Below are 25,475 nucleotides of genomic sequence, written 5' to 3' on the forward strand. Positions count from 1 at the left end.
GGGTCGCCTTCTTTTGCTTACTTTTCTTGGCGAGACAAGAAAAGTGAGCGGCTGCCGGGCCGCTCCCGGCGCGTCCTTCCGACCGGAGAATGATAAGAATTAAGCTAGAGCGCAGGAAGAAATTCCGTGCAGACTACCCAAAAGAAAATCCAAAAACTCAAACCCCAGGATCCCGCACCTTCTCCACCTGATCAAACTCCACGTTATAGAACTCACCCCCGCGCAACTCAGCCTTGCGCATATAAACCGTCTGCACGATATCGCGAGTAGAAGCATCGATGGAAACCGGCCCCCGCACGCTCTCCCAGCTCATTCCTTTCATGGCAGCCAGCAGCTTCTCACCGTCCGCATCGCCCCCGGTTTTCTTGAGCGATTCGTAGAGCAGATGCATCCCGTCATAGGCTCCAACGGAATGGAAGTTGGCGCGCATTCCCTTGTTGGCCTTGGCCATGGCATCCACATATTCCTTGTTGGCCGCAGAGGGATGCGCAGCCGAATATTGGTGACTGCTCACCACATCCTTGGCAGCTGCACCAATCCCGGCCATCAGGTCATCATCGAGCACATCGCCGGTGCAAATCAATCGAATTCCGGCAGCCGCCAATCCCCGCTCGGTGAACTGCTTCAACACGGCAGCGCCTTCCCCGGAAGGTACAAAAACGAACAAAGCCTGCGGCTTGGCGTCCTTCACCCGCTGCAGGAAGGGCGCGTAGTCCGGATTGCGCAAGGGCACACGCACGCTCTCCATGACCTTGCCACCGGCCTCGGAAAAAGTCTTCACGAATACTTTTTCAGCATCCAGCCCCGGCCCGTAATCGGAAACAAAGGTCACCACACTCTTGATCCCGTTCTTTGCAGCCCAGGAGGCCAACGGCGAAGTCACCTGCGCCAGCGTGAAGCCGGTCCGCACGATATAGGGCGAGCGCTGCGGGATGATGGAAGTCGCCGCTGCCGTCACGATCATCGGCACCTTGGCCTGCGTCGCAATGGGCGCGGCCGCCAGAGCAAGGGGCGTCAACCCGAAGCCCATCAGGACCTGCGCCTTGTCCCGCGCCACCAGCTCCTGCGCCAGCCGCTTGGTCACATCCGGAGAAACACCGCCATCATCCTTCAACAGGATCTCCACCTTGCGCCCGGCCACGCTGTCGCCGAACTTCTGCTGATACAGCTTCACCGCTGCCTCGATCTGCCGCCCGGTCGAAGCAAACGGCCCCGACATCGGCACGATCAGCCCGACTTTCAGTGCATCGGCTGCCCGTGCCATCAGGGGCGCGCCCATCGCAGCCAGTGCGGTTCCGGCCAGCACCAGGTGGCGGCGCCGGGTATCGATCATCTCGCTCATCATGTCTCCTCAGGTTTTAATTTGCATAAATGATTTACGACGCAGGACAATACTGCTTCAGAACATTACAGATCCAGCACCAGCAACGAACTGCGAGCCCGGGAACAGCAAGGCGTGAACTGATCATTGGCCGCCCTTTCCTCATCGGTCAGGTACTGATCACGATGATCAGGCTCACCCTCCAGCACGCGCGTGAGACAGGTCCCGCAGATGCCCTGCTCGCAGGACACCGGCACATCCACACCGTGTTCGCACAAAACCTGGATCACCGTGCGGTCGGCGGGAATGGTGTAGACCTGCCCGCTGCTGGCCAGCTTCACGTCAAACGCGCCATTGCCATCGGCCGTTACCGGCGCCGCACCAAAGTATTCGAAATGAATCTGCGACTCCGGCCAGCCGCGTGCACGGGCAGTCTCCACCACATGCGCGATGAAGCCGGCAGGACCGCAGACGTAAAGATGGGTAGCCGGATCAGCCTGTGACAGCAAGGCCTCCAGATCGAGCTTCTGCGCGGCATCACCATCGTCATAGTGATGCACCACGCGGTCCGCAAATCCCGACCCGACAATGCGCTCGCGAAACGCCTGGCGTGCAGGCGAACGGGCGCAGTAATGCATTTCGAAAGACGCCCCTGAAGCCGCCAGCGCCTCTGCCATGCACAGAATGGGCGTCACACCGATGCCACCCGCCAGCAACAGACTGTGCTGCGCCGGCACCAATGCAAACTGGTTGCGTGGCACGCCGATGGTGAGCAGATCACCAACCTTCAGCGCCTCATGCACCGCCACCGATCCACCGCGCGAATTGGCATCGCGCAATACACCGATCTGGTAGCGATGCTGCTCATGCGGCGCATTGCACAGCGAATACTGGCGCAGCAAACCGCCCGGCAGATGCACGTCGATATGCGCACCGGCGGTAAAACCCGGCAAGGGCGCACCATCCACCGAGACCAGCTCCAGTCCGACGATGCCGTCGGCTTCCTCGCGGCGCGCCGCGACCTTGACCTGCAATGTCGTCATCGTCACTCCTCAGGCCGCGGCAGCCTTGCCAGATTCGGCTTCGCGCGCCAGCCACTTGTCCAGCACCTTGCGCGACTGCACCCCACCAGCATCGATGTTGAGCGCCAGCAGGCGGCGCTCGGGATACTTAAGCAGATTGGCCTGCTGCAGCTCCAGCATCTCGCGGTCCTCGCCGAAGATCTTGCCCTGCCCTTCGCGGATGGTATTGGTCAGCTCCTTGTCCTCAGGACGGAAGTGCCGCGCCATGCCCCAGAAATACCAGTGCGACGTTTCGGTCTCGGGCGTGATGAAATCCACCACGATGGAAGAAGCCTTGTGCTCCGGTCCGGCCTCGTAACCGCCCTTGCCTGCATGCGCCACGCCCACTTCAATCATCACGTGGCTGGGCGGCGAGAAGCGGCAGATCTGCCAGCGATCCACCGGCACCTCATCGGCCAATCCATTGCCTCGCAAGGCCATGCGCCAGAACGGCGGCGGCATGATGTTCTCCATGAAGCGGCTGGTGATGACCTGTTCACCCTCCACCCGCGTATTGACCGGCGCTTCGTCAATCTCCTTCTGGCCGATGCTGGAGGCGTGCACATAAGTCTCGTGCGTGAGGTCCATGAGGTTGTCGATCATCAGGCGGTAGTCGCAGTTGATGTGATACAAGCCACCGCCATAGGTCCACTCGGGATTCTCAGCCCATTCCAGATGATGGATCTGCGCCGGATCGGCCTGCTCCTTGTCACCGGGCCACACCCAGACGAAACCGTAACGCTCCATCACCGGGAAGCTGCGTATGCAGGGGAAGCCGCGCACGCGCTGGCCCGGCATGCTGCGGGTCTGGCCATCGCAGCCCATCTCCAGGCCGTGATAGCCGCATACCAGCTGCCCTTCCCGCACGAAGCCCAGCGACAACGGCGCGCCGCGATGCGGACAGAAATCCTCAACGGCAGCAACCTTGCCTTCGGCACCACGATAGAACACGATCTTCTCGCCGCAGATCTGGCGGCCCAGGGGCTTGCTTTCGATTTCGTCGGGCGTGCAGGCGACGTACCAGGCATTCTTGGGGAACATGACGGTCTCCTTGGGTGAATTCCTCAACCGGCACCGGCCTTCCAAGGCCAGTGCCCTTCTTGATGGACTGCTCCAGCTTGTTCTTTTCCGCAGGCGGCTTGATCCAGATCCTGTCGGGTCTCGCATTTATCTGTTTTAATATTCAGTACACTGAATGTTAGAAAAGTATCCGCCAATCCGCAGCGCAAGTAAACGCGCTGGCGGACTTTTTTCGTTGCGCGTTGCATCAATTGATTGAGGGAAAACCTTGCGGACCGTACACTGCCGCATCGCTGTCATCACCCTGCAGCTCATCCATTACCTGATTGCATCCGACCTCATCCGCCATGCCACAGACCACGCCTCCCAAGGACGAAAGCCAGCTCATCGATCTCTACGAGCACCCCGGCCACCTGTTGCGGCGGGCGCAGCAGATTTCGGTGTCGATCTTCCATGACGAAACCGGCGGCATCATTACCCCGGTGCAATACGCGATCCTGCGCATGCTGTCGAACCATCCCGGCATTGACCAGGTGAGCTTGTCGGGACTGGTCGCCATCGACACTTCCACTGGTGCCACGGTCTGCGCACGGCTGGAAGAAAAGGGATTGCTGGTGCGCGAAGTCATTCCGCACAACCGCCGCCAGCGCGCATTGCGCATCACGCAGGCCGGCGAAGCCCTGCTGGAAGAACTGATCCCCGGCCTGCAGCGCCTGCGCAAGCGCATCCTGGCGCCCCTCGATGAAGCCGAGCAGCAACAGTTCATGCTGCTGCTGGACAAGCTGGTGCACGAGAACAATCCGCAGAGCCGTGCGCCGCTCGCACGCTTGCGCGACCAGGATTGCCAGGAAGACTGAACGCTAGGCCACTGCTACCAGCCGATCGAGTGTCTCGCCATCGTCCAGCAGGCTCTGGCTGTCCGAGGCATGCACGATGCGGCCGCGATCGAGCACGATGGCCCGCTGCGTCAGCGACAGCGCCATGCGCGCATGCTGCTCCACCACGATCACCGACATCCCTTCTTCGCTGACCAGGCGGCGGATTACCTTCAGCAGCTCCTGCACGATGATCGGGGCCAGCCCTTCCATCGGTTCATCCAGCAAGAGGATGCTGGGGCTCACCATCAGCGCGCGCGCAATGGCCAGCATCTGCTGCTCGCCCCCGGAGAGCTGGTTGCCCATGTTGTGGCGGCGCTCATGCAGGCGGGGAAAAATCGAATAAATCTTCTGCAAGTTCCATTTTCCGCCACGCTCCACCACCGTCAGGTGTTCCTCCACCGACAGCGAAGGAAACATGAAACGCTCCTGCGGCACCCAGCCCAGCCCGGCGTGCGCGCGCTTGTGGGTCGGCACGCGCGCGATGTTGCTGCCACGCCAATGGATGCTGCCGCCATGCAGGCGCGTCAGTCCCATGAGGGTGATCAACAGGCTGGTCTTGCCCACGCCATTGCGCCCCAGCAGGGCCAGGCTCTCGCCTTCCTGCATCGAGAACGACACGTCTTCCAGGACGATGGAGTCGCCATAACCGGCGCTCACCTTGTCCAGTGCCAGCAGATCAGGCATGTTCGGCCTCCCCCAGATAGACTTCCTTGACGCGCTGGTCAGCCGCAATCTCCGCCGGCGTGCCCTCCACCAGCACCTTGCCGCCGACCAGCACCGTGATGCGCTCGGCGAAGCGGAACACCAGCCCCATGTCATGTTCGATGAAGACGATGGTCACTTCACGCGGCAGCTGCGCAATCACTTCGAAGAGTTCGCGGCTTTCCGCCGAGGGAATGCCGGCGGCTGGCTCGTCCAGCAACAGCACCTTGGGCTGAGTCGCCAGCGCGAGTGCAATCTCCACCAGCCGCTGCTTGCCATAGGCCAGGCTGCGCGTGATGCTGTTGGCTTCCTGCCCCAGCTTGAGGGACTCCAGCAAGGCCATGGCTTCATCCACGACGTCGGTCTGGCTGGCCACGGTCTGGTACCACTTGTATTGCAGGCCGCGCCGCTCCTGGATCGCCAGGATCACCGACTCCAGAACCGTGAGTCCGGCAAAAAGCGTATTGATCTGGAAGGTGCGGGTCATGCCGCGCTTGACGCGTTCATGCTGGGCCAAGGCGGTGATATCCTCGCCACCGAACCATACCTTGCCCCCGCTGGGCGCAAAGCCGCCCGTGAGCAGATTGATGAAGGTGGTCTTGCCGGCGCCATTGGGACCGATCAAGGCGTGGCGCGCGCCGGGTGTGAAGGTCAGCGAGATATCGCTGTTGGCCACGAAGCTGCCCCAGCGTTTGCTCAGGCCTTTAGTGCGCAAGGTGGTATCGGCTGGATGCGGGCTCATGCGCGGCCTCCCTTGAAGAACTTGTCACGCAGCACCGCCAGCCCGCCGAGCAGGCCTCCGCGCGCGAAGAGAACGATGACGATCAGCAGCAGGCCGATCCAGAATTGCCAGTAGGCCGGATTGAGTCCGGACAGGTAATCCTGCGCCAGCATGTAGACCAGCGCACCAACCAGTCCGCCATAGAGGCGGCCGGTACCGCCCAGCACCAGGATGATGAGCAGCTCTGCCGACCGCGGGAAACCCAGCACATCCAGCCCGACAAACTGCGTGGTCTGCGCCAGCAGGGCACCGGCCACACCGGCCACCGCAGCGGCCACGGTGAAGATGACGACGAGGCGGCGATTGACATCGGCGCCGATGGCCGGCATGCGGCGGCCACCTTCGCGGATGCCGCGCAAGCCCAGCCCGAAGGGTGAATTCACCATCCGCCGCAGCACCACGAACAGCAGCAACAGCACCGCGAAACTGTAGCCATAGGCCACGCGTCCGTTGAGGTCGAACTCGAAGACCCCGAAGATCTTGCCCATCACCATGCCGGACAAGCCATCCACACCACCGGTGATGAAGGCCGCCTTGTTGGCCGCCTCGAACAGCATCAGTCCTATGCCCAGCGTGACCATCAGGCGCGTGAGGTCCGCTCCGCGTACCACCAGGAAGCTCACCAGGAAACCGGCGACGGCCGCCACGATGGCCGCCAGCAACAGCCCCGTGATCGGCTCGCCCCAGCCATGCACGGCCAGCAGCCCGGCCGTGTAGGCCCCCAGCCCAAAGAAGGCGGCATGCCCCAGCGAGACGATGCCGGCATAGCCCAGGATCAGATCCAGCGAGACGGCGAACAGGCCCACGATCATGATCTGGCTGATCAGCACCAGGTAATCGGGGAAGAGGAAATAGGCCGCCACCGGCAGCAGCCAGAAGAGGATCTCCAATGGCGTCCAGCGGTCATTGGGCAGGCGCAGTACAGGCTTGGCAGCCGCTCTGGTTGTAGTGCTCACGCTGCTCATCCGCGCCTCCGCATCAGTCCGGCCGGGAACAGGATCAGCAACACCACCATCAGGCCATAGATGACGAAGGCGCCGATCTCCGGCACATAATATTTTCCGGCGACGTCGAACACGCCCAGGATCAGCGCGGCCAGCAGCGGCCCCTTGATGGTGCCGGCCCCACCCACGGCCACCACCAGCAGGAAGTAGACCATGTACTTGACCGGGAAGGTCGGGTCCAACCCCAGTACGTCAATGCCCAGGCCGCCACCGAGACCGGCCAGCCCTGACCCCAGTGCAAAGGTCAGGCTGAACACACGGCTGACGTTGATGCCCAGCCCCGCTGCCGCCACCTGGTTGTCGACCGAGGCGCGGATCTGCGCACCGAAGCGGGTGCGCTCGATCAAGAGGCCCAGCGCCACCGTCACGATCACCACCACGCCGATCAGGAAGACGCGATACGCCCCCACATCCAGCCCCAGCAACGAGACCTGTCCGCGCAGCCAATCCGGCAGCACCACAGGCTGCTGGGTCGGCCCCCATTGCCAGGTGGCCCCGGCCACGGCCATGAAGGTCAGGCCGATGGAAAACAGCACCTGGTCGAGGTGGCTGGCCTTGTAGAGACGGCGATAGAGGGAACGTTCGAGGATCAGACCGACCGCGGCGGCCGCGATGAAGGCCAGTGGCAAGGTCGCCAGGAAAGGAACGCCGATGCGATTGAGCAGCGTCACGCAGACATAGCCGCCCAGCATGGCGAAGGCACCATGCGCGAGGTTGATGAAGTTCATCATCCCCATCGTCACCGACAGGCCCACGCTGATGAGAAACAGGAGGCTGCCGTAGGCAATGCCATCGAAGAGCACGCCAAAGAAGTTGCCTAGCATGGCACACCTCCCCGGCAAGGACGAGCGGGCGCAGCCGAACGCGGCGCGCAGTCATGATGCGAATGCATGATGCGGTTGGTCTCCTCTTCTGGCCTGCGGCTCTGTTTTTTGTGGCCGCTTGGGAATCGATATAAATTATTTTTCTATTGTGCTGCGCCTGCCTCAATTCATGCTTGATCAATTTTCACGAAGACCCTTGCGATCTTCATGGATGGCGCGACACGGTTGCCCGGCCGCGCCATCCCGAACGCATCACACGCGCTCGATCACCATCGCGATGCCCTGCCCCACGCCGATGCACATGGTGCACAGCGCATAGCGGCCGCCAGTGCGTTCCAGCTGGTAGGTGGCAGTGGTCGCCAGGCGCGCACCGCTCATGCCCAGCGGATGGCCGAGGGCGATGGCACCGCCGTTCGGATTGACGCGTGCGTCATCATCGGCCACGCCCAGTTCGCGCAACACGGCCAGCCCTTGCGAGGCGAAGGCTTCGTTGAGTTCGATCACGTCCATCTGATCAATCGTCATGCCCAGTTGCGCCAGCACTTTCTTGCTGGCCGGGGCCGGGCCCATGCCCATGATGCGCGGTGCGACGCCGGCCGTGGCCATGCCCAGGATGCGGGCGCGCGGCTTGAGCTGGTACTTCTCGACGGCATCGGCACTGGCCAGCAGCAAGGCGCAGGCGCCATCGTTGACGCCGGACGCATTGCCGGCAGTGACGGTGCCATCCGGCTTGACCACGCCCTTCAGGCGGGCCAGTGCTTCCATGCTGGTCGCACGCGGATGTTCATCCTGGGTCACGGTGATCGGGTCGCCCTTCTTCTGCGGGATCACCACCGGCACGATCTCCTGTGCCAGGTTGCCGTTGGCTTGTGCGGCGGCGGCCTTGGCCTGGCTGCGCACGGCGAACTGATCCTGGTCTTCGCGGCTGACCTTGAAATCGACGGCGACATTCTCGGCCGTCTCCGGCATGGCATCCACGCCATACTTCTGCTTCATCAGTGCATTCACGAAACGCCAGCCGATGGTGGTGTCCTGGATCGCCGCCTGGCGCGAGAAGGCACTGTCAGCCTTGCCCATCACGAAGGGCGCGCGGGTCATCGATTCGACGCCACCGGCAATCATCAACTGCGTTTCACCGGACTTGATGGCGCGCGCAGCCGTACCCAGCGCATCCATGCCGGAGCCGCACAGGCGGTTGATGGTGCTGCCCGGCACTTCCTGCGGCAGGCCTGCCAGCAGCAGCGACATGCGCGCCACGTTGCGGTTGTCTTCACCGGCCTGGTTGGCGCAGCCAAAGATCACGTCATCGACGGCCTTCCAGTCCACCTGCGGATTGCGCTCCATGAGCGCGCGCAGCGGCACCGCGCCCAGGTCATCAGCGCGCACGTCCTTGAGCGCGCCGCCGTAGCGGCCGATGGGGGTGCGGATGGCGTCACAGATAAATACGTCTTTCATGCATTCCTCACAGCGAAAACTGCAAACAAGTTAAGCGGAATCAGGCGGCCGGGCGCAGCGGTGCGCCGGTCAGTTCCTGCAATTGCGCAAAGGACAGGCCCTCGACAATCTCGCGCACCTGCAGGCCTTGCGGGGTCACGTCGATGACGGCCAGGTCGGTGTAGATGCGGTTGACGCAGCCGATGCCGGTGAGCGGATAGGAGCAGGCCTCCACCAGCTTGCTTTCGCCGGTCTTGGTCTGGTGGTCCATCATCACGAAGACCTGCTTGGCACCGATGGCCAGGTCCATCGCACCGCCCACGGCGGGGATGGCATCCGGTGCGCCGGTGTGCCAGTTGGCCAGGTCACCCTTGGCCGAGACCTGGAAGGCGCCCAGCACGCAGATGTCCAGGTGGCCGCCGCGCATCATCGAGAACGAATCCGCGTGATGGAAGTAGGAACCGCCGGTCAGGAGCGTCACCGGCTGCTTGCCGGCATTGATGAGGTCTTCGTCTTCTTCGCCGGGGGCCGGGGCCGGGCCCATGCCCAGTACGCCGTTTTCGCTGTGCAGGAAGATTTCCTTGTCCGCCGGCAGGTAGTTGGCGACCTTGGTCGGCAGGCCGATACCCAGGTTCACGTAGGCGCCCTCGGGGATGTCCTGCGCCACGCGGGCGGCGATCTCTTCACGGGTAAAGCGCTTCATTGCTGTGCCTCCTTGGTTTGCACGATCCGCTGCACGAAGATGCCGGGCGTGATGATGTTTTCCGGATCGAGCTGGCCCAGTTCCACCACCTCGGTGACTTGCGCAATGGTGACCTTGGCCGCCATCGCCATGATGGGACCGAAGTTGCGCGCCGTCTTGCGATACACCAGGTTGCCCCAGCGGTCACCGCGCAGCGCCTTGATGAGCGCGAAGTCGGCATGGATGGGCGACTCCAGCACGTAGTGCTTGCCATCGATGAGGCGGGTTTCCTTGCCTTCGGCCAGCATGGTGCCGTAGCCGGTCGGGCTGAAGAAACCGCCGATGCCGGCACCGGCGGCGCGAATGCGCTCGGCCAGGTTGCCTTGCGGGGTCAGTTCCAGTTCGATTTCACCGGCACGGTAGAGCGCATCGAAGACGTGGGAATCAGTCTGGCGCGGGAAGGAACAGATGATCTTCTTGACGCGCTTGGTCTTGAGCAGCGCCGCCAGACCCGTATCGCCGTTGCCGGCATTGTTGTTGACGATGGTCAGGTCGCGCGCGCCCTGGGCGATGAGCGCATCGATCAGGGCCGAGGGCATGCCGGCATTGCCGAAACCACCGATCATGATGGTGGCGCCATCATGGATGTCAGCCACCGCCTGCTCCAAAGAGTCAGAAATTTTATTGATCACGTTGCTCTCACTGTAGATGCGGCGCTTCCAGCTGCGCCTGCGGATTGCCTCGCTGACCTTGGTCTTGCCGTTCAGCCAGGCGGTTGGGACTCGTCTCTGCCGGTGTGGACGGGCATTCCGGAGGTATTTGCAGCGTGACGTTTTCTGCACCAGAATGTTCGATCACCGAACTAATGTTTGATTTTCGCACAAAAAGAGTTTAGCGATCCGGCTTGACGGCCGTCAAGAAAAACCCGCAGGATGTGTTCGCTTGCCGCACAAAACGTTAAAATCCTGACGCACTGAGGTATGGCGGGAAATCCGAGCTGCCCCGCTGATGCATCGTCCTGAACCATCCGACCAGAGAGTCCATTCGCGCCCATGTCCACCGCCCCTGCTGCCAAGACCCGCAAGACCGCCGCCAAGAGCACCGCTGCCGTCAAGGACGCCAAGCCGCTCAAACCCGCCCCGGCCGCCAGCCGGCGCAGCAAGGCGAGGGATCAGGAGCCGGCGGCCAGCGCGCCCGAGGCTGAACGCGAGCTGACCATCGCCGAAGAAATCGATGCCCTCACCGACCCCAGCTTCATGACCTCGCTGGCCCGGGGCCTGGCGGTGATCCGTGCCTTCAGCGATTCGCGCCGCAGCCTGACCATCGCCCAGATCAGCCAGAAGACTGGCATCCCGCGCGCTGCCGTGCGGCGCTGCCTGCATACCCTGAAGCAACTCGGCTATGCCGATTCGGACGTCAACAATTTTTCGCTGCGCCCCAAGATCCTGACGCTGGGCTACTCCTATTTGTCGTCCACCCCGCTGACCGTTTCTGCACAGCCCTACCTGAACAACATCAGCCGCACGCTCGGCGAGTCCTGCTCGCTGGCCGTGCTGGACGACAATGAAGTGCTCTACGTCGCTCGCTCGGCCACTTCGCGCGTGATGTCGGTGGCACTCAATACCGGCAGTCGCCTGCCCGCCTACTGCACTTCGCTGGGCCGCGCCATGCTGGCGCACCTGCCGGATGATCAGCTCAAAGCCTACTTCGAGAAGGTCAAGCTGCGCGCCCTGACCGACAAGACCGTGGTGTCGCAAAAGCGTCTGCGCGACATCCTGGCCGGTGTGCGTGCGCAGGGCTATGCGGTCATCGATGAAGAACTGGAAGTCGGCCTGCGCTCCATCGCCGTACCGGTACGCGGCGCCTCCGGCAATGTGCTGGCCGCACTGAACGTGGGTGCACAGGCCGCGCGCGTGTCGGTGGCACAGATGGAAGAAGAGATCCTGCCGGTGCTGCTGCGTGGCGCACAGGAATTGTCCGTGCTGCTGCCGTAAAAAACAGGTCCGCACTCCCCACCGGGAGGCGGACCGAAGACAAAAACAGACCCTGCCTTTGCCATGCTGCGGATGTCGGCGCCCCCTAGGGCCTGTTCACATTTAATCTGCGAGATGCGTTGCCCCCAGAAGGCGGGCTGGCAAGGCGCGCGTCAGGGCTGGTGGTGGTGCCACCAGCCCTGACGTGCAACGCGGCCAGCGCGCCTTCTGGGGGCAACCCTCCGGGAGAGGCCGCCAAGCGTCGCCTGCCGTTGTTGCAGCTCCTTGCCGTGGCACCACCACGGCGCGTCGCCGCGCCTAGGCAGCCAACGCTTGGCGACCTCTCGCACTCGCAGATTAAATGTGAACAGGCCCTAGCATCCGGGTGCGCCATCCTCCTCAAGACTGCTTTTCCATCACCGATCAGAATCAGAAGGTGTGACGAATGCCCGACATCACACCCAGCTGGTTCTTGCCCGCACCCACCGACCCGCCGGCATCGACGGCCACGGCCGACGTACCGCCGTTCTTGATGTAGCCCAGCGAAGTGTAGAGCGCCGTACGCTTGGACAGGTTGTAGGTCAGGCGTGCCACCGAGAGGGTGACATCGTTCGGGCTGTTCTTCACGTCCAGGCGCGAGACCTGCGCATCCAGCACCAGTGCGGTGGTCAGCGGATAGCTCACACCCAGGTAGTAGAGATCGGAATCGGTATTGGTGTTGTTGGCTGCGCGGGTACGGCGATCGACCACGCCGCCGCCGATCTTGACATCACCGATCATGAAGTAACCGTTCAAGGTGATGCGCTGATCGCTGTTGTCGCTGCTGGTGAGGCCACCGGAGGCGCCGGTGTTGCCATACAGGATGTCATAGGAGGAAGTCACGCCCCAGCCCTTGCCGTCGTAACCCAGCAAGCCCGTAACCTGGCGGCAGGCCTTGCTGTTGCCGGCCACTTCGCCGGCACAGTTGGTGGCGGCCGGACCGCCGGTGGCCGAGGTATCGCGTCCGAAGCTGTAGGTCGCGCCCAGCGTGAAGCCGCTGAAGCTGCCGAGGTAGCCGATGGAATTGTCGCTGCGGGCATTGGGCAGATAGGGGTCGATGCTGCCGATGGCGAAGATGTTGGGACCCATCACGTCCGTCTTGAGCTGCGAGATGTAGGTCATGTTGATCTGGCGGCCCAGGGTGACCTGGCCCCAATCGCTCTTCAGGCCCACATACGACTGGCGCCCGAAGATGCGGTTACCCTGTCCCATGGCGCCGGTGTCGGGAGCAAAGCCGCTTTCCAGCACGAATATTGCCTGCAGTCCGCCGCCCAGATCTTCCGTACCACGGAAGCCGATGCGCGACGGGAAGCTGCCCGTCAGCGACGGCATCTTGAAGACCGAATTGCCGTTGGCATTGGCGTTGGTGGTGTAGACCACGCCGGTATCGATGATGCCGTAAATGGTCACCGAACTCTGCGCCATGGCCGAGCCCGCCGCACCCGCGGTCATTGCACATGCGGCAGCGGCCAGGGCCACTGCACGCAGGGTGGTTGTTCTTGTCATTGCCATCTCCTCCTGATTTCATTGAATGGTGAATGGCCGGCTCGCTGCCGGCGTACGCCCTCCTCCAGGCGCACGCCAGCGATTCGCTGCTCGCCGGCCGGGTGACTTCCCTTGATGTCAGTCCCTTCGATTACCTCAACTGCCTGTTGCGAATTCCCGTCGCCGACGCGGCATCTTCCGGAAGCGCGGGCAAAAACGCCCCCTGCCCCATGGTCAACGCCATCGGCATGCGTGTTGCTGCGGCGTTTTCCACGCCACTTTGTAAATGCGAGTTGGTCGATGCCGACTAGCGGACATCGCAGAATGAAGCGTCTCGTCTCTGGCTTGTTTCTTATTTTTTATAACTTTTATTAGCCGTTCGGTAACCGCACATCGGTTTGTTTACCGAACGGATGGTGCGATACTATTGTCGGCACCGACGCTTTGTCAACAAGGCGAGCCAAGGAAGGGAAAACGATACGTCGTCCGTCCGCAACAGTCGGACCGGCGATGCGACAATCAGGACGGCAGCAGAACCGCCCGCGCAGCATCGCTCACTACAATCACAAAGGAGACTGAAAAATGAGGTTGAAAAAACTCGCAGGATTGGCCGTGATCACGGCCTCCGTCAGCTTGCTGACATCGCTGGCGCACGCTCAGGAAACCATCAAGGTCGGCCTGATCGCCGCCTTCTCCGGCCCCTTCGCCGATTACGGCAAGCAGATGGAAGGCGGCATCAAGGCCTACATGGCGCAGCATGGCGACACGGTCGCCGGCAAGAAAATCCAGGTCATCATCAAGGACACCACCGGTCCCTCGCCCGAGATCGCCAAGCGCCTGGCACAGGAACTGGTGGTGCGCGACAAGGTGGATTTCCTGGCCGGCTTCGGCCTTACGCCCGAGGCGCTGGCGGTAGCGCCCATCGCTGAACAAGCGAAGAAGCCGATGATCGTCATGAACGCGGCCAGCTCCGTCATCACCACCAAGTCCAGCTACATCGCGCGCTTTTCGATGACGCTGCCGCAGGTCTCGGGCCCCATGGCGACCTGGGCGCTGAAGAACGGCATCAAGCGCGTAGTCACGCTGGTGGCCGATTACGGGCCGGGCATCGATGCCGAGACCGCCTTCAAGACCAACCTGCTGGGCGGTGGCGGCCAGGTCCTGGAATCGATCCGGGTGCCGCTGCGCAATCCTGAGTTCGCGCCCTACATCCAGCGCATCAAGGATGCCAAACCGGAGGCCGTCTTCATCTTCGTGCCGGCGGGCGAACAGGGCATCGCCTTCATGAAGGGCTATCGCGAACGCGGACTGGCCGAGGCCGGCATCAAGGTCATCGCCACCGGCGACCTGACCGACGACCACGTGCTGCCCGCCATGGGCGACTCGACGCTGGGCGTGATCACCACCTTCCACTATTCGGCCGCGCATGATTCGCCGGAGAACAAGGCCTTCCTCAAGAGCTTTGCTGCCGCCAATCCGGGGGCGGGCCGTCCCAACTTCATGGCGGTGGCGGCTTACGACGGCATGAACGCCATCTACGAGGTCAGCAAAAAGCTGAACGGCAAGATCGATGGCGACCGTGCCATGGCCATCCTCAAAACCATGAAGTTCACCAGCCCGCGCGGCCCCATCGCCATCGACCCGGCCACCCGCGATATCGTGCAGACGGTCTACGTGCGCAAGGTGGAGAAGGTCGGCAGCGAGGTCTACAACGTCGAATTCGACAAGTTCGAGAACATGAAGGACACCGGCAAATAATCGCCTGTCGATACTTCGTGGAAACGCCGGTGATGCAGTGCACACCGGCGTTTTTCTTTGGGCCGCCCGCAGCCATGCAGGTTGGCGCGCCATCGGTCACCGACACGTCATCGTTGCGACGCGATGCAGCAATTCCTGCTGCACGCCTCGACACATTTTTCGTTCGTTAATCGCCCGCTTTTACTTTGTTCGCACAACACGAAAGTCACATGGGGCTTGCGTTTACCTCCACTTTACTTATACTGAATAAACGTTATAACTTATAACTAATTCAAACGCCGACCACGGCATGACCAGAGACAGCATGAACCAGCACAGCGACCTCCTCGACATCCAAGTTCACGGCGCCATTGCCGAGATCGGACTCAACCGCGCCGCCAAACGCAATGCCCTCAACGACCCGCTGGTGCGCGCCATCCGCGACTGCTTCCAGGATCTGCCGGAGGGCGTGAAGGTGGCCATCATCCACGGCATCGGCGAACACTTCTGCGCCGGCCTTGACCTCTCCGAACTGCGCGAGCGCGACACCACCGAATCCCTGCATCACTCGCGCATGTGGCATGCGGCCTTCGAGCAGATCGCCTTCGGCCGCGTACCGGTGATCGCGGTACTGCATGGCGCGGTCATCGGCGGCGGACTGGAGCTGGCTTCGGCGGCCCACATCCGCGTGGCCGAACCGAGCGCCTTCTACGGCTTGCCGGAAGGACAGCGCGGCCTCTTCGTCGGTGGTGGCGGCTCGGTGCGCATCTCGCGCCTGATCGGCGTGGCCCGCATGGCCGACATGATGCTGACCGGCCGCGTGCTGACGGCCGAAGAAGGCCACCAGGCCGGCATCTCGCAATACAGCGTGGCCGCCGGCACCGGTCTGGACAAGGCCCGTGAGCTGGCCGAACGCATCGCCCGCAATGCGCCCATGACCAACTACGGGATCATGCACGTGCTGCCGCGCATCCATGACCAGTCGATCCAGGATGGGCTGATGACCGAATCGCTCATGGCCGCCGTGGCCGGCAGCGATCCCGATACCAAGGGCCGCCTGGCGGCTTTCCTCGATCACAAGCAGAACAAGGTCAAGCCGACCTGAGCACGACCACAAAGAACAAAGCATCGCAGAAGAATCGGCCCTGCATGGCCGGACAAGAGCCACCACAGCGGCCAGCAAGTCAGTAATACAGCGCAAGACCACAACAACACAGCTGCCCGGCCACGACCGGGCGGGTGACACAACAGAGACATGTATGAACACTCCTCCTCGCTATCGCAGCTTCAGGTTCGGCATCGGCGGCGTTGACGTCGTGCCGGGTGCTGAGGGCATCTCCATCGTCAAGACCCGGCAGCCGCTGGGCGACTATCCCGCGCGCCTGACCGACAAGCTGATCCACTGGGCCACCGTCGATCCCGACCGCACTTACATGGCCCGCCGCGACAAGGATGGCCAATGGCGCCGCATCAGCTATGGCCAGGCCCTGCAAAGCGCACGCCGCATCGGCCAGGCGCTGCTGCAGCGCGGACTCTCGGCCGAGCGCCCGCTGCTGATCCTGTCCGAGAACGACCTCGAACACGCCATGCTGGTGCTGGGCTGCCACTATGCAGGCGTGCCTTATGCGCCGGTATCGTCGGCCTATTCGCTGCTCTCCAAGGATTACGCCAAGCTGCGCCATGCGGTGCAGTTGCTCGCGCCCGGCCTGATCTTCGCCGCCCATGGCGAGAAGTTTGCCGCGGCCGTCAATGCGGTGGCACCCGATATCGAATTCGTGGTCACCGAAGCACCGCCTGCCGGGCGCGAATGCACGCTGTATGCGGAACTGGAAGCCACCCGCGCGGGCGACGAAGTCGAGCGCGCCTATGCCGCCACCGGTCCGGACACCATCGTCAAGTTCCTCTTCACCTCGGGCTCGACCAAGATGCCCAAGGCGGTCGTCAACACCCAGCGCATGATGTGCAGCAACCTGCAGATGATCGTGCAGACCTTCCCCTTCCTGGCCGAAGAGCCGCCCATCCTGATCGACTGGCTGCCCTGGAACCACACCTTCGGCGCCAACCACAACGTCGGCATCGTGATCTACAACGGCGGCACCATGTACATCGACGAGGGCAAGCCCACGCCGCAAGGCCTGGCCACCACCCTGGCCAACCTGCACGAGATTTCGCCGACCGTGTATTTCAACGTGCCGGTGGGCTGGGAAGGCATCGCCCACGCGCTGGAGAAAGACCAGGCCCTGCGCGAAAAATTCTACAGTCGCCTGCGCATGCAGTTCTATGCCGGTGCCGCCCTGGCGCAACCGGTGTGGGACAAGCTGCACGCCACCGCCGAAGCCACCTGTGGCGAACGCATCGTGATGTGCTGCGGCCTGGGCATGACCGAGACCTCGCCTTCGGCGCTCTTCGTGGCCGACCTGGAAGTGCAGGCCGGACAGATCGGCATCCCCACGCCGGGCATGGAAATCAAGCTGGTCCCCAATGGCGACAAGATCGAGATCCGCTATCGCGGCCCCAACGTTACCCCGGGTTACTGGCGCGCGCCGGAACAGACGGCCGAGGCCTTCGATGAAGAGGGCTACTTCCGCTCGGGCGATGCAGTGCGCTGGCTGGACCCGGCTCATCCGGATCGCGGCTTCATGTTCGATGGCCGCGTGGCCGAGGACTTCAAGCTCTACACCGGCACCTGGGTCAGCGTCGGCCCGCTGCGCGCGCTGATTGCGCATGAAGGTGCACCCTATCTGCAGGATGCCGTCATCACCGGCCAGGACCGCAATGAAGTGGGCATGCTGATCGTGCCCAACATCGAGCGCTGCCGCCAGCTGGCGCGCCTGCCTGCGGAGGCCTCGCGGGCCGACGTGCTCAATGCGGCACCGGTACGCGATTTCTTCCAGGGTCTGCTGGAACGCCTGCAAACCCATGCCACCGGCAGTTCAACCCGCGTGGCGCGCGCGCTGGTCCTGATCGATCCGCCGTCCTTCGACCGTGGCGAAATCACCGACAAGGGTTCGATCAATCAACGTGCGGTGCTGACTCACCGCGCCGCCCTGGTGGAAGCGCTCTACGCCGGCACCGACCCGGCCGTGCTGACCGCACAGGCCGCGCTCTCCCCCGCTCACTGAGGAAGCAACAGACATGGCACAAGCAGCGTTCTATTCCGGCTTCAAGGACATCTGGCTCGTCGGTGGCGTGCGTACGCCCATGGTGGATTACTGCACCAGCTTCAGCCAGCTCTCGCCCACCGACATGGGCATCAAGGTGGCGCGCGAAGTACTGGCCCGCACCGGCATCGCCGCGACCGACATCGGCTCGGTGGTGGCCGGCAACATGGCGCCGGGCGATGCCTACCAGTACATGCTGCCGCGTCACATCGGCCTGTATGCGGGTGTGCCGATCACTACTCCGGCCATCATGGTCCAGCGCATCTGCGGCACCGGCTTCGAACTGATCCGCCAGGCCGGTGACCAGATCGAGCGCGGCTACACCGAGACCGCGCTGATCGTGGGCAGCGAATCGATGACGCGCAATCCGATTGCCGCCTTCGGCCATCGCACCGGTTTCAAGCTGGGCGCACCGGTGGAATTCCAGGACTACATGTGGGAAGCGCTGGTCGATCCGGCCCCCGGCATCACCATGCCGCAGACCGCCGAGAACCTGGCGAAAAAATATGGCATCACCCGCGCCGAGGTCGATGAATACGCCGCGTATTCCTTCGAGCGCGCGCTCAAGGCACAGGCGGCCGGCTTCCACGCGGGCGAGATCGTTCCGGTCGTCAACGAGACCTTCCGCCTGGATGGCTACCACGACCGTCACATCAAGCTGCAAGGCAAGATCAGCGAAGCCGCTACCGACACCCATCCGCGCCCTTCGCCGGTAGAGGTGCTGGCCAAGCTGCGCACGCTCTACCCGGATGGCGTACAGACCGGTGGCAACTCCTCGGCGCTGGTCGATGCAGCGGCCGCCACCATCGTCGCCTCGGGCGATTACGTACGCCGCCATGACAAGCAGCCGCTGGCACGCGTCGTCGCAGCCGCTGTGGCCGGTGTGCCGCCGGAAATCATGGGCATCGGCCCGGTGCCGGCCATCCGCACCCTGCTCGAACGCAATGGCCTGACGGTGGCCGACATCGGCTGCTTCGAGATCAACGAGGCGCAAGGCGCGCAGATCGTGGCGGTGGAACGTGAGCTGGGCATCGATCGCGACAAGCTCAACGTCAACGGCGGTGCCATCGCCCTGGGCCATCCGCTGGCCGCGACCGGCGTGCGCCTGTCGATCACGGCCGCGCGCGAGATGAATCGCCGGGGTGCGCGCTACTGCGTGGCATCGGCCTGCATCGGCGGCGGCCAGGGCATCGCCCTGCTGCTGGAAAATCCTTCGGCCTCCCACTGATCCGCTCATTCGACAAGGACACATTTCATGCAACTGCAAGGACAAGCCGCCCTCGTGACGGGCGGCGCCTCCGGACTCGGTGCCGAGACCGCGCGCCAGCTGGTCCAGGCCGGGGCCCGCGTTTCCATCCTGGACGTCAACATGGAAGCCGCCCAGGCTTTGGCCGAAGAACTGCGCTGCCACGCCGCACGCTGCGACATCACCGACAGCGCGTCGGTGACAGCAGCCCTCGATGCCGCACAGGAAGCCAACGGCGCACCACGCATCCTCATCAACTGCGCCGGCATCGGCGGTGCCAAGCGCATGGTCGGCAAAGATGGCAGCCCGATGCCGCTGGAAGATTTCAGCCGCATCGTCAACGTCAACCTGATCGGCACCTTCAATGTCATCCGTCTGACTGCCGCCCGCATGGCCGCGGCCGAGCCGCTGGCCGAGGGCGAGCGCGGCGTGATCGTGGCGACCGCCTCGGTCGCGGCTTTTGACGGGCAAGTCGGGCAAGCCGGCTATGCGGCGTCCAAGGGCGGCATCACGTCCATGACCCTGCCGCTGGCACGTGATCTGGCGCAACACGGCATCCGCGTGGTGACCATTGCACCGGGGCTGTTCCTCACGCCCCTGCTCTACAAGCTGCCGGAAGAAGTGCAGCAATCGCTGGCCTCGTCCATCCCATTCCCCAAGCGCCTGGGCAAGGCCGAGGAATATGCGCAGCTGGCCTTGCATATCGCCACCAATCTTTCGCTCAATGGCGAAGTGATCCGGCTCGATGGCGCATTGCGCCTGGCACCGCGCTGAGCACCGAGGAGAACGCATGAGCAAAACCATCATTCATCCGGTACGCGTGGAATTCGGCGATTGCGATCCGGCCGGCATCGTGTATTTCCCCAATTTCTTCCGCTGGTATGACGCGGCCTCGCGCAACTTCTTCCATGAATGCGGCGTGCCGCCCTGGCGTGATACGGAAAAGACACGCGGCATCATCGGCACGCCCGTGGTGGACATCAGTTCGCGCTTCGTGCGCCCGGCCACCTATGGCGACCGCATCGAAGTGCATTCCACCATCGTCGAATGGAATGACAAGACCTTCGTCATGAAGCACGAGATCAAGCGCGATGGCGAACTGCTGTGCGAAGGCCGCGACGTGCGCGTCTTCGCCATTCGCCATCCGGAGGATCCGGCGCGCATCAAGGCCATCCCCATTCCGGAAGACATCAGGGAGATGTGCAGTTAAGCAATACGGCAGCAAGCGAGAGGCGGCAACAAGCCGCCTCCGCCCACATCGAGCATTCGAACCATAACTACAAAGGAGACGGAGATGAAAACCAAACTGGCAATCAAGGCAGGGGTACTGGCAGCGATGCTGGCCTGTGCAGGGGCCGCACAGGCCGAGCTGACCATCGGCGTGGTGATGTCGCTGACCGGTCCGGGCTCGGGCCTGGGCATTCCGGCCAAGAACGGCTTTGCCCTGTGGCCGGAGACCATCGGCGGCGAGAAGGTCAAGCTGATCATCCTCGACGATGCCACCGATCCCACCCAGGCCAGCAAGAATGCGCGCCGCCTGGTGGCCGAGGACAAGGTCGACCTGCTCATCGGTTCGGCCGCGGTGCCGCCCACGCTGGCCGTAGCCGACGTGGCGCTGGAATCGCAGACGGTGCAGCTGGCCATCTCCCCTATCGAGACCGCTGAAGGAAAAGACGCCTGGACCTTCCGCCTGCCGCAATCCACGGCCGTCATGGCCGGTGGCGTGGTGGAGCAGATGAAGAAGATGGGCGTGAAGACCATCGGCTTCCTCGGCTACTCCGATTCCTACGGTGAAAACTGGCTCAAGGAAGTGCAGCGCCTGGCCACCGCCGCCGGCATGAAGATGGGCACGGTGGAACGCTTCTCGCGGGCCGACACCAGCGTGACGGCGCAAGCGCTGCGCGTGGTCAGTTCCAATCCGGATGCGGTGCTGGTGGTGGCCTCGGGCAGCGGTGCGGCCATGCCGCACAAGGCGCTCATCGAGCGCGGCTACAAGGGCAAGATCTTCCAGACCCACAGTGCCGCCTCGCGCGACCTGATCCGTCTGGGCGGCAAGGATGTGGAAGGTTCCTACGTCATCTCCGGCCCGGCCGTGGTGCCGGAGGCGCTGCCTGACAGCAATCCTTCCAAGAAACTGGCGATGGATTTCGTCACGCGCTACGAGAAGCAGTTTGGCGCAGGTACCCGCAACCTCTTCGCGGCCCATACCTATGACGCGCAGCTGGTGCTGCAGAAGGTGGTCCCGGAAGCGCTGAAGAAAGCCAAACCCGGCACCCCCGCCTTCCGCGCCGCCTTGAAGGAGGCGCTGGAAACCTCCGGCCCGATCCAGATCTCGCAGGGCACGCTGAACTACTCGGCCAAGGATCACTTCGGACTGGGTGACGATGCGCGCATCATGCTGACCATCCAGAACGGCAACTGGAAGGCGGTCAATCCGTAATCCGCCTGTCCTGTCCGCGCGGCGGCGCGAGGTCTCCAGCTTGCGCCGCCGTTTTCCAGCCTGACGTTTTCTGCACCACACCCGAAACATGGACTCCTCCATTGCCGCCATCCTGACCCTGGATGGCCTGACCAACGGCATCGTCTATGGCTTGATCGCCATTGCCCTGGTGCTGGTCTTCACGGTCACCCGCATCCTCTTCATCCCGCAGGGAGAATTCGTCGCCTATGGCGCGCTCACCCTGGCCATGCTGCAACAAGGCCAGCGCCCCGGTCCGCTGTGGCTGCTGCTGGTGCTGGCCGTGTGCGCGGCCGGCATGCAGGCCGCGCAGCTCTTGCGCGCAGGCCAGGCTGCGCTGTTGCCGCGCACCCTGCTGGGCACGCTGGGCGTGCCGCTGGCCATTGCCGCCCTCGTCTGGTGGGCCGCGCCCCAGCAATTCGCGCTGCCGGTGCAGGTGCTGCTGACCCTGCTGCTCATTACCGCACTCGGACCGCTGATGTACCAGGTGGTCTATGAATCGATGGCCGATGCCAGCGTGCTGCAACTGCTGATCGTCTCGGTCGGCATCCACCTGGCCATGACCGGACTGGGGCTGGTGTTCTTCGGGGCCGAAGGCTTCCGTACCCCGGCCTTCTGGGATGAACGCTGGAACCTGGCCGCGCTCACCCTGAGTGCCCAGACCGTGGTAGTGGTGGTGGCCGCTGCCGCGCTGCTGGTAGCGCTGTGGCTGTTCTCCGGGCGCACGCTGTATGGCAAGGCGCTGCGCGCCACGGCGGTCAATCGCCTGGGCGCACGGCTGATGGGAATCTCCACGACGCTGGCGGGCAAGTTGTCGTTTGCCGTCGCGGCGTTTATCGGTGCTCTGTCGGGCGTATTGATCGGCCCGATGAGCACCATTTTTTATGACTCGGGTTTCCTGATCGGTTTGAAGGGTTTCGTCGCCGCCACCATCGGTGCGCTGGCGAGCTTCCCAGCCGCCGCAGGGGGCGCGCTGCTGGTGGGCCTGCTGGAATCCTTCAGCTCCTTCTGGGCCAGTGACTTCAAGGAGGTGATCGTGTTCCTGGCGCTGTTGCCGATCCTGCTGTGGCGCTCGCTGGTCACACCCGCGCATGACGAGGACGAGGAATGATGATGAACAAACGACTCCCTCTCTATGCGCTGCTGGTCGTGCTGGCGCTGTTCCCGATCCTGCCCACGCCGCAGTTCTGGGTGATCCAGGCCAACTACATCGGCCTGTATGCGCTGGTGGCCATCGGCCTGGTGCTGCTGACCGGCATCGGCGGCATGACCTCGTTCGGGCAGGCGGCCTTCGTCGGCATGGGTGCCTACACCACCTCGTATCTGACCACCGTGCATGCCGTGTCCCCTTGGCTGACGCTGCCGATCGGCCTCTTCATCACGGGGGTCTCGGCCTATGTGCTGGGCCGCATCACGCTGCGCATGTCCGGCCACTACCTCCCGCTGGCCACCATCGCCTGGGGCATCAGCCTGTACTTCCTGTTCGGCAAGGTGGACTTCCTCGGCAAGTATGACGGCATCTCCGGCATCCCCGCGCTGCAACTGGCGGGGTTGGACCTGGCCAAGGAACGCCACCTGTATTACCTGATCTGGGCCATCGTGCTGGCCGCCGCATGGGTCTCGCTGAACCTGCTGGATTCGCGCGCGGGACGCGCCATCCGCGCCCTCAAGGGCGGACGTTCGATGGCCGAGGCCATGGGCGTGGATACGGGGCGCTACAAGATCCTCATCTTCGTCTTTGCCGCGCTGCTGGCCTCGGTGTCGGGGTGGCTCTTTGCGCACATGCAGCGCACCGTCAATCCCTCGCCCTTCAGCTTGGCGATGGGCATCGAATATCTCTTCATCGTGGTGGTCGGCGGCATTGCCCATATCTGGGGTGCGCTGCTGGGCGCGGGCGTATTGAAACTGCTGTCGGACCAGTTGCAGGTACTGCTGCCGGCACTGCTGGGCGATGGCGGCAGTTATGAAAGCATCGTCTTCGGCCTGATCCTGATCCTGTTGCTGAAATACGCACGCGGCGGCCTGTGGCCCTGGGTACGCGCGCTGTGGCTGCGTGCCTTCCCGGCCGTCCCGGCACCGCTGCGCGTGGCGACCGCCGCGCCGATGGACAAGCGCAACGGTCCGGCGCGTGGTGCACCGCTGCTGGAGGTGGACCAGATCAACAAGCGCTTCGGCGGACTGGTGGCGGTCAATGACGTGTCCTTCAAGGTCAAGGCCGGTGAGATCGTCGGCCTGATCGGTCCCAATGGCGCGGGCAAGTCCACCACCTTCAATCTGGTCACGGGCCTGCTGCATGCCAGCGGCGGACGCGTCAGCTTCAACGGGCGCGACATCGCTGGACTGCCGGCGCGCGCCATCGCACGGCTGGGCATTGCCCGCACCTTCCAGCACGTGCGCCTGCTGCCGGGCATGACGGTGCTGGAGAACGTGGCCCTGGGCGCGCACATGCGCAGCCGGCAAAGCTTCCTCAGCAATACGGTCAATGCCATGCTGCATCTGGAACGCGCCGAAGAGCAGGCGCTGCTCGATGAAGCCGCGCGCGCCCTGCATCGCGTCGGCCTGCAGCACCTGATGCATGAGCAGGCGGGCAACCTGGCACTGGGCCAGCAGCGCATCCTGGAGATCGCCCGCGCCCTGTGCTGCGATCCGCTGCTGCTGTTGCTCGATGAACCGGCCGCAGGCCTGCGCCATCTGGAAAAGCAGGCGCTCTCCAAGGTGCTGCAGGAACTGCGCGCCGACGGCATGAGCATCCTGCTGGTGGAACATGACATGGAATTCGTCATGGAACTGACCGACCACATCGTGGTGATGGAATTCGGCACCAAGATTGCCGAAGGCACACCGCAAGAGATCCAGCGGCATCCCGCCGTGATCGAAGCCTACCTGGGTGGAATCGAATGAGTGAACTGGTCCTCGACGTCGCGCAACTGCGCGCAAGCTATGGCAAGGTGCAGGCGCTGCACGACATCAACCTGAAGCTGGAACGCGGCAGCATCGCCACCGTGATCGGGCCCAACGGCGCGGGCAAGTCCACGCTGCTCAACGCCATCATGGGCGTGCTGCCGGCGCAGGGCACGGTGCGTTATCAAGGCAAGCCGGTGGAACGCTGGAGCCTGGAACAACGCGTGATGGCGGGCATCGCCCTGGTGCCGGAGCGGCGCGAACTGTTCTCCACCATGAGCGTGGAAGACAACCTGCTGCTGGGGGGATTTCGCCGTCTGCGCTTGCGGCAGGCACAGCCGCTGGATCAGCTGGCGACCGTCTTCGAGCTGTTCCCGCGCTTGAAGGAACGCCGCGCCCAGCAGGCCGGTACGCTCTCGGGCGGCGAGCGCCAGATGCTGGCCATCGGCCGCGCCATGATGGCCAAGCCGGAACTGCTGATGCTGGATGAACCCAGCCTCGGCCTGGCACCGCGCATCGTCAAGGAAATCCTGCATATCGTTTCCGAACTGCGCACGGCCGGTATCTCGGTGCTGCTGGTGGAACAGAATGCGCGCGCGGCCTTGCAGACGGCCGACTATGGCTACGTGCTGGAACTGGGCAAGGTCACCATGCAGGGCGAGTCCGCGAAACTGGCGGGCGATCCGCAGGTGATCCAGGCCTACCTGGGATTTGGCAAGAAGGCGGAAGCCGAGGTGGTGGCGGCTTCCTGAGGCTTGACGTTTTCTG

Annotated in this window: 24 protein-coding genes; 13 read left to right on the plus strand and 11 right to left on the minus strand. The window is 63.5% G+C overall.

Translation table 11 applies throughout. The annotated features are described in order from the left end of the window. Positions 1 to 157 precede the first annotated feature (157 nt). The 3 genes from MKD49_RS11885 to MKD49_RS11895 form a co-directional block, all read right to left on the minus strand. Entirely contained in the window at positions 158 to 1,345 is a 1,188-nt protein-coding gene (locus MKD49_RS11885; RefSeq protein ID WP_371925466.1) for an ABC transporter substrate-binding protein, read from the minus strand. A 62-nt stretch (positions 1,346 to 1,407) separates the two neighbouring features. Beyond that, positions 1,408 to 2,364 carry a PDR/VanB family oxidoreductase gene (locus MKD49_RS11890; RefSeq protein WP_252696380.1) on the minus strand — a complete coding sequence of 319 codons (957 nt, stop codon included), beginning with the start codon at positions 2,362 to 2,364 and terminating at the stop codon, positions 1,408 to 1,410. A 9-nt stretch (positions 2,365 to 2,373) separates the two neighbouring features. Then, the gene (locus tag MKD49_RS11895) at positions 2,374 to 3,423 is read right to left on the minus strand and encodes an aromatic ring-hydroxylating dioxygenase subunit alpha (protein ID WP_252696381.1); all 1,050 of its coding nucleotides are present in this window, start codon (positions 3,421 to 3,423) and stop codon (positions 2,374 to 2,376) included. 326 nt (positions 3,424 to 3,749) lie between these two features. On the opposite strand from MKD49_RS11895, the gene MKD49_RS11900 reads away from it, so the two are divergent. Beyond that, positions 3,750 to 4,259: a MarR family winged helix-turn-helix transcriptional regulator gene (locus MKD49_RS11900; protein WP_039784009.1), complete on the plus strand. Its 510-nt coding sequence runs from the start codon at positions 3,750 to 3,752 to the stop codon at positions 4,257 to 4,259. 3 nt (positions 4,260 to 4,262) lie between these two features. Here the strand turns inward: MKD49_RS11900 and MKD49_RS11905 are convergent, their stop codons facing one another. From MKD49_RS11905 to MKD49_RS11935, 7 genes are all read right to left on the minus strand, one after another. Further along, entirely contained in the window at positions 4,263 to 4,964 is a 702-nt protein-coding gene (locus tag MKD49_RS11905) for an ABC transporter ATP-binding protein (RefSeq protein ID WP_252696382.1), read from the minus strand. Further along, on the minus strand, positions 4,957 to 5,724 hold the full coding sequence (locus MKD49_RS11910) for an ABC transporter ATP-binding protein (protein ID WP_252696383.1): 768 nt from the start codon (positions 5,722 to 5,724) through the stop codon (positions 4,957 to 4,959). Before MKD49_RS11910 ends, MKD49_RS11905 begins: the two co-directional genes overlap by 8 nt. Continuing rightward, positions 5,721 to 6,728, minus strand: a complete 1,008-nt coding sequence (locus MKD49_RS11915; RefSeq protein WP_252696384.1) for a branched-chain amino acid ABC transporter permease — start codon at positions 6,726 to 6,728, stop codon at positions 5,721 to 5,723. The genes MKD49_RS11910 and MKD49_RS11915 overlap by 4 nt, the downstream gene beginning before the upstream one ends. Continuing rightward, positions 6,725 to 7,591, minus strand: a complete 867-nt coding sequence (locus MKD49_RS11920) for a branched-chain amino acid ABC transporter permease (protein ID WP_252696385.1) — start codon at positions 7,589 to 7,591, stop codon at positions 6,725 to 6,727. The genes MKD49_RS11915 and MKD49_RS11920 overlap by 4 nt, the downstream gene beginning before the upstream one ends. Before the next feature lie 252 nt (positions 7,592 to 7,843). Continuing rightward, positions 7,844 to 9,046 (minus strand): 3-oxoadipyl-CoA thiolase, encoded by a 1,203-nt coding sequence (gene pcaF / locus MKD49_RS11925; protein ID WP_252696386.1) that lies wholly within the window; start codon positions 9,044 to 9,046, stop codon positions 7,844 to 7,846. Between the two features lie 40 nt (positions 9,047 to 9,086). After that, a complete protein-coding gene (locus MKD49_RS11930; protein ID WP_088756063.1) occupies positions 9,087 to 9,728 on the minus strand; it encodes a CoA transferase subunit B in 642 nt (213 codons plus the stop codon). Next, positions 9,725 to 10,399, minus strand: a complete 675-nt coding sequence (locus tag MKD49_RS11935; RefSeq protein WP_034336231.1) for a 3-oxoacid CoA-transferase subunit A — start codon at positions 10,397 to 10,399, stop codon at positions 9,725 to 9,727. The genes MKD49_RS11930 and MKD49_RS11935 overlap by 4 nt, the downstream gene beginning before the upstream one ends. Before the next feature lie 360 nt (positions 10,400 to 10,759). Here MKD49_RS11935 and MKD49_RS11940 point away from each other — a divergent pair, with 360 nt between their 5' ends. Beyond that, a complete protein-coding gene (locus MKD49_RS11940) occupies positions 10,760 to 11,701 on the plus strand; it encodes an IclR family transcriptional regulator C-terminal domain-containing protein (RefSeq protein WP_252696387.1) in 942 nt (313 codons plus the stop codon). A gap of 408 nt (positions 11,702 to 12,109) precedes the next feature. Here MKD49_RS11940 and MKD49_RS11945 read toward each other — a convergent pair whose 3' ends face one another. Next, positions 12,110 to 13,225 carry a porin gene (locus MKD49_RS11945; RefSeq protein ID WP_209535212.1) on the minus strand — a complete coding sequence of 372 codons (1,116 nt, stop codon included), beginning with the start codon at positions 13,223 to 13,225 and terminating at the stop codon, positions 12,110 to 12,112. 32 nt (positions 13,226 to 13,257) lie between these two features. On the opposite strand from MKD49_RS11945, the gene MKD49_RS11950 reads away from it, so the two are divergent. The 11 genes from MKD49_RS11950 (at position 13,258) to MKD49_RS12000 (ending at position 25,459) form a co-directional block, all read left to right on the plus strand. Next, entirely contained in the window at positions 13,258 to 13,515 is a 258-nt protein-coding gene (locus MKD49_RS11950) for a hypothetical protein (RefSeq protein ID WP_252696388.1), read from the plus strand. Between the two features lie 271 nt (positions 13,516 to 13,786). Further along, positions 13,787 to 14,962: an ABC transporter substrate-binding protein gene (locus MKD49_RS11955; RefSeq protein WP_134134494.1), complete on the plus strand. Its 1,176-nt coding sequence runs from the start codon at positions 13,787 to 13,789 to the stop codon at positions 14,960 to 14,962. 304 nt (positions 14,963 to 15,266) lie between these two features. Then, positions 15,267 to 16,046: a crotonase/enoyl-CoA hydratase family protein gene (locus MKD49_RS11960; RefSeq protein ID WP_252696389.1), complete on the plus strand. Its 780-nt coding sequence runs from the start codon at positions 15,267 to 15,269 to the stop codon at positions 16,044 to 16,046. Positions 16,047 to 16,200: 154 nt separating this feature from the next. Beyond that, positions 16,201 to 18,063, plus strand: coding sequence for a feruloyl-CoA synthase (locus tag MKD49_RS11965; RefSeq protein ID WP_252696390.1), 1,863 nt, complete (start codon positions 16,201 to 16,203; stop codon positions 18,061 to 18,063). A 13-nt stretch (positions 18,064 to 18,076) separates the two neighbouring features. Further along, on the plus strand, positions 18,077 to 19,330 hold the full coding sequence (locus tag MKD49_RS11970) for a thiolase family protein (protein WP_252696391.1): 1,254 nt from the start codon (positions 18,077 to 18,079) through the stop codon (positions 19,328 to 19,330). A 27-nt stretch (positions 19,331 to 19,357) separates the two neighbouring features. After that, positions 19,358 to 20,122, plus strand: coding sequence for an SDR family NAD(P)-dependent oxidoreductase (locus MKD49_RS11975; protein WP_252696392.1), 765 nt, complete (start codon positions 19,358 to 19,360; stop codon positions 20,120 to 20,122). Between the two features lie 16 nt (positions 20,123 to 20,138). Beyond that, entirely contained in the window at positions 20,139 to 20,558 is a 420-nt protein-coding gene (locus MKD49_RS11980) for a thioesterase family protein (RefSeq protein ID WP_039783928.1), read from the plus strand. A gap of 84 nt (positions 20,559 to 20,642) precedes the next feature. Beyond that, positions 20,643 to 21,788: an ABC transporter substrate-binding protein gene (locus MKD49_RS11985; protein WP_121045754.1), complete on the plus strand. Its 1,146-nt coding sequence runs from the start codon at positions 20,643 to 20,645 to the stop codon at positions 21,786 to 21,788. Between the two features lie 88 nt (positions 21,789 to 21,876). After that, complete coding sequence (locus MKD49_RS11990) at positions 21,877 to 22,917, plus strand: branched-chain amino acid ABC transporter permease (protein ID WP_034334616.1); 1,041 nt, start codon at positions 21,877 to 21,879, stop codon at positions 22,915 to 22,917. Next, positions 22,914 to 24,707, plus strand: a complete 1,794-nt coding sequence (locus tag MKD49_RS11995) for an ATP-binding cassette domain-containing protein (RefSeq protein ID WP_134134491.1) — start codon at positions 22,914 to 22,916, stop codon at positions 24,705 to 24,707. The genes MKD49_RS11990 and MKD49_RS11995 overlap by 4 nt, the downstream gene beginning before the upstream one ends. Then, entirely contained in the window at positions 24,704 to 25,459 is a 756-nt protein-coding gene (locus MKD49_RS12000) for an ABC transporter ATP-binding protein (protein ID WP_121045751.1), read from the plus strand. Before MKD49_RS11995 ends, MKD49_RS12000 begins: the two co-directional genes overlap by 4 nt. The last annotated feature ends 16 nt before the right edge of the window (positions 25,460 to 25,475 follow it).

It is taken from the genome of Herbaspirillum sp. WGmk3 (assembly GCF_023952535.1).
Lineage (GTDB): Bacteria > Pseudomonadota > Gammaproteobacteria > Burkholderiales > Burkholderiaceae_D > Herbaspirillum > Herbaspirillum huttiense.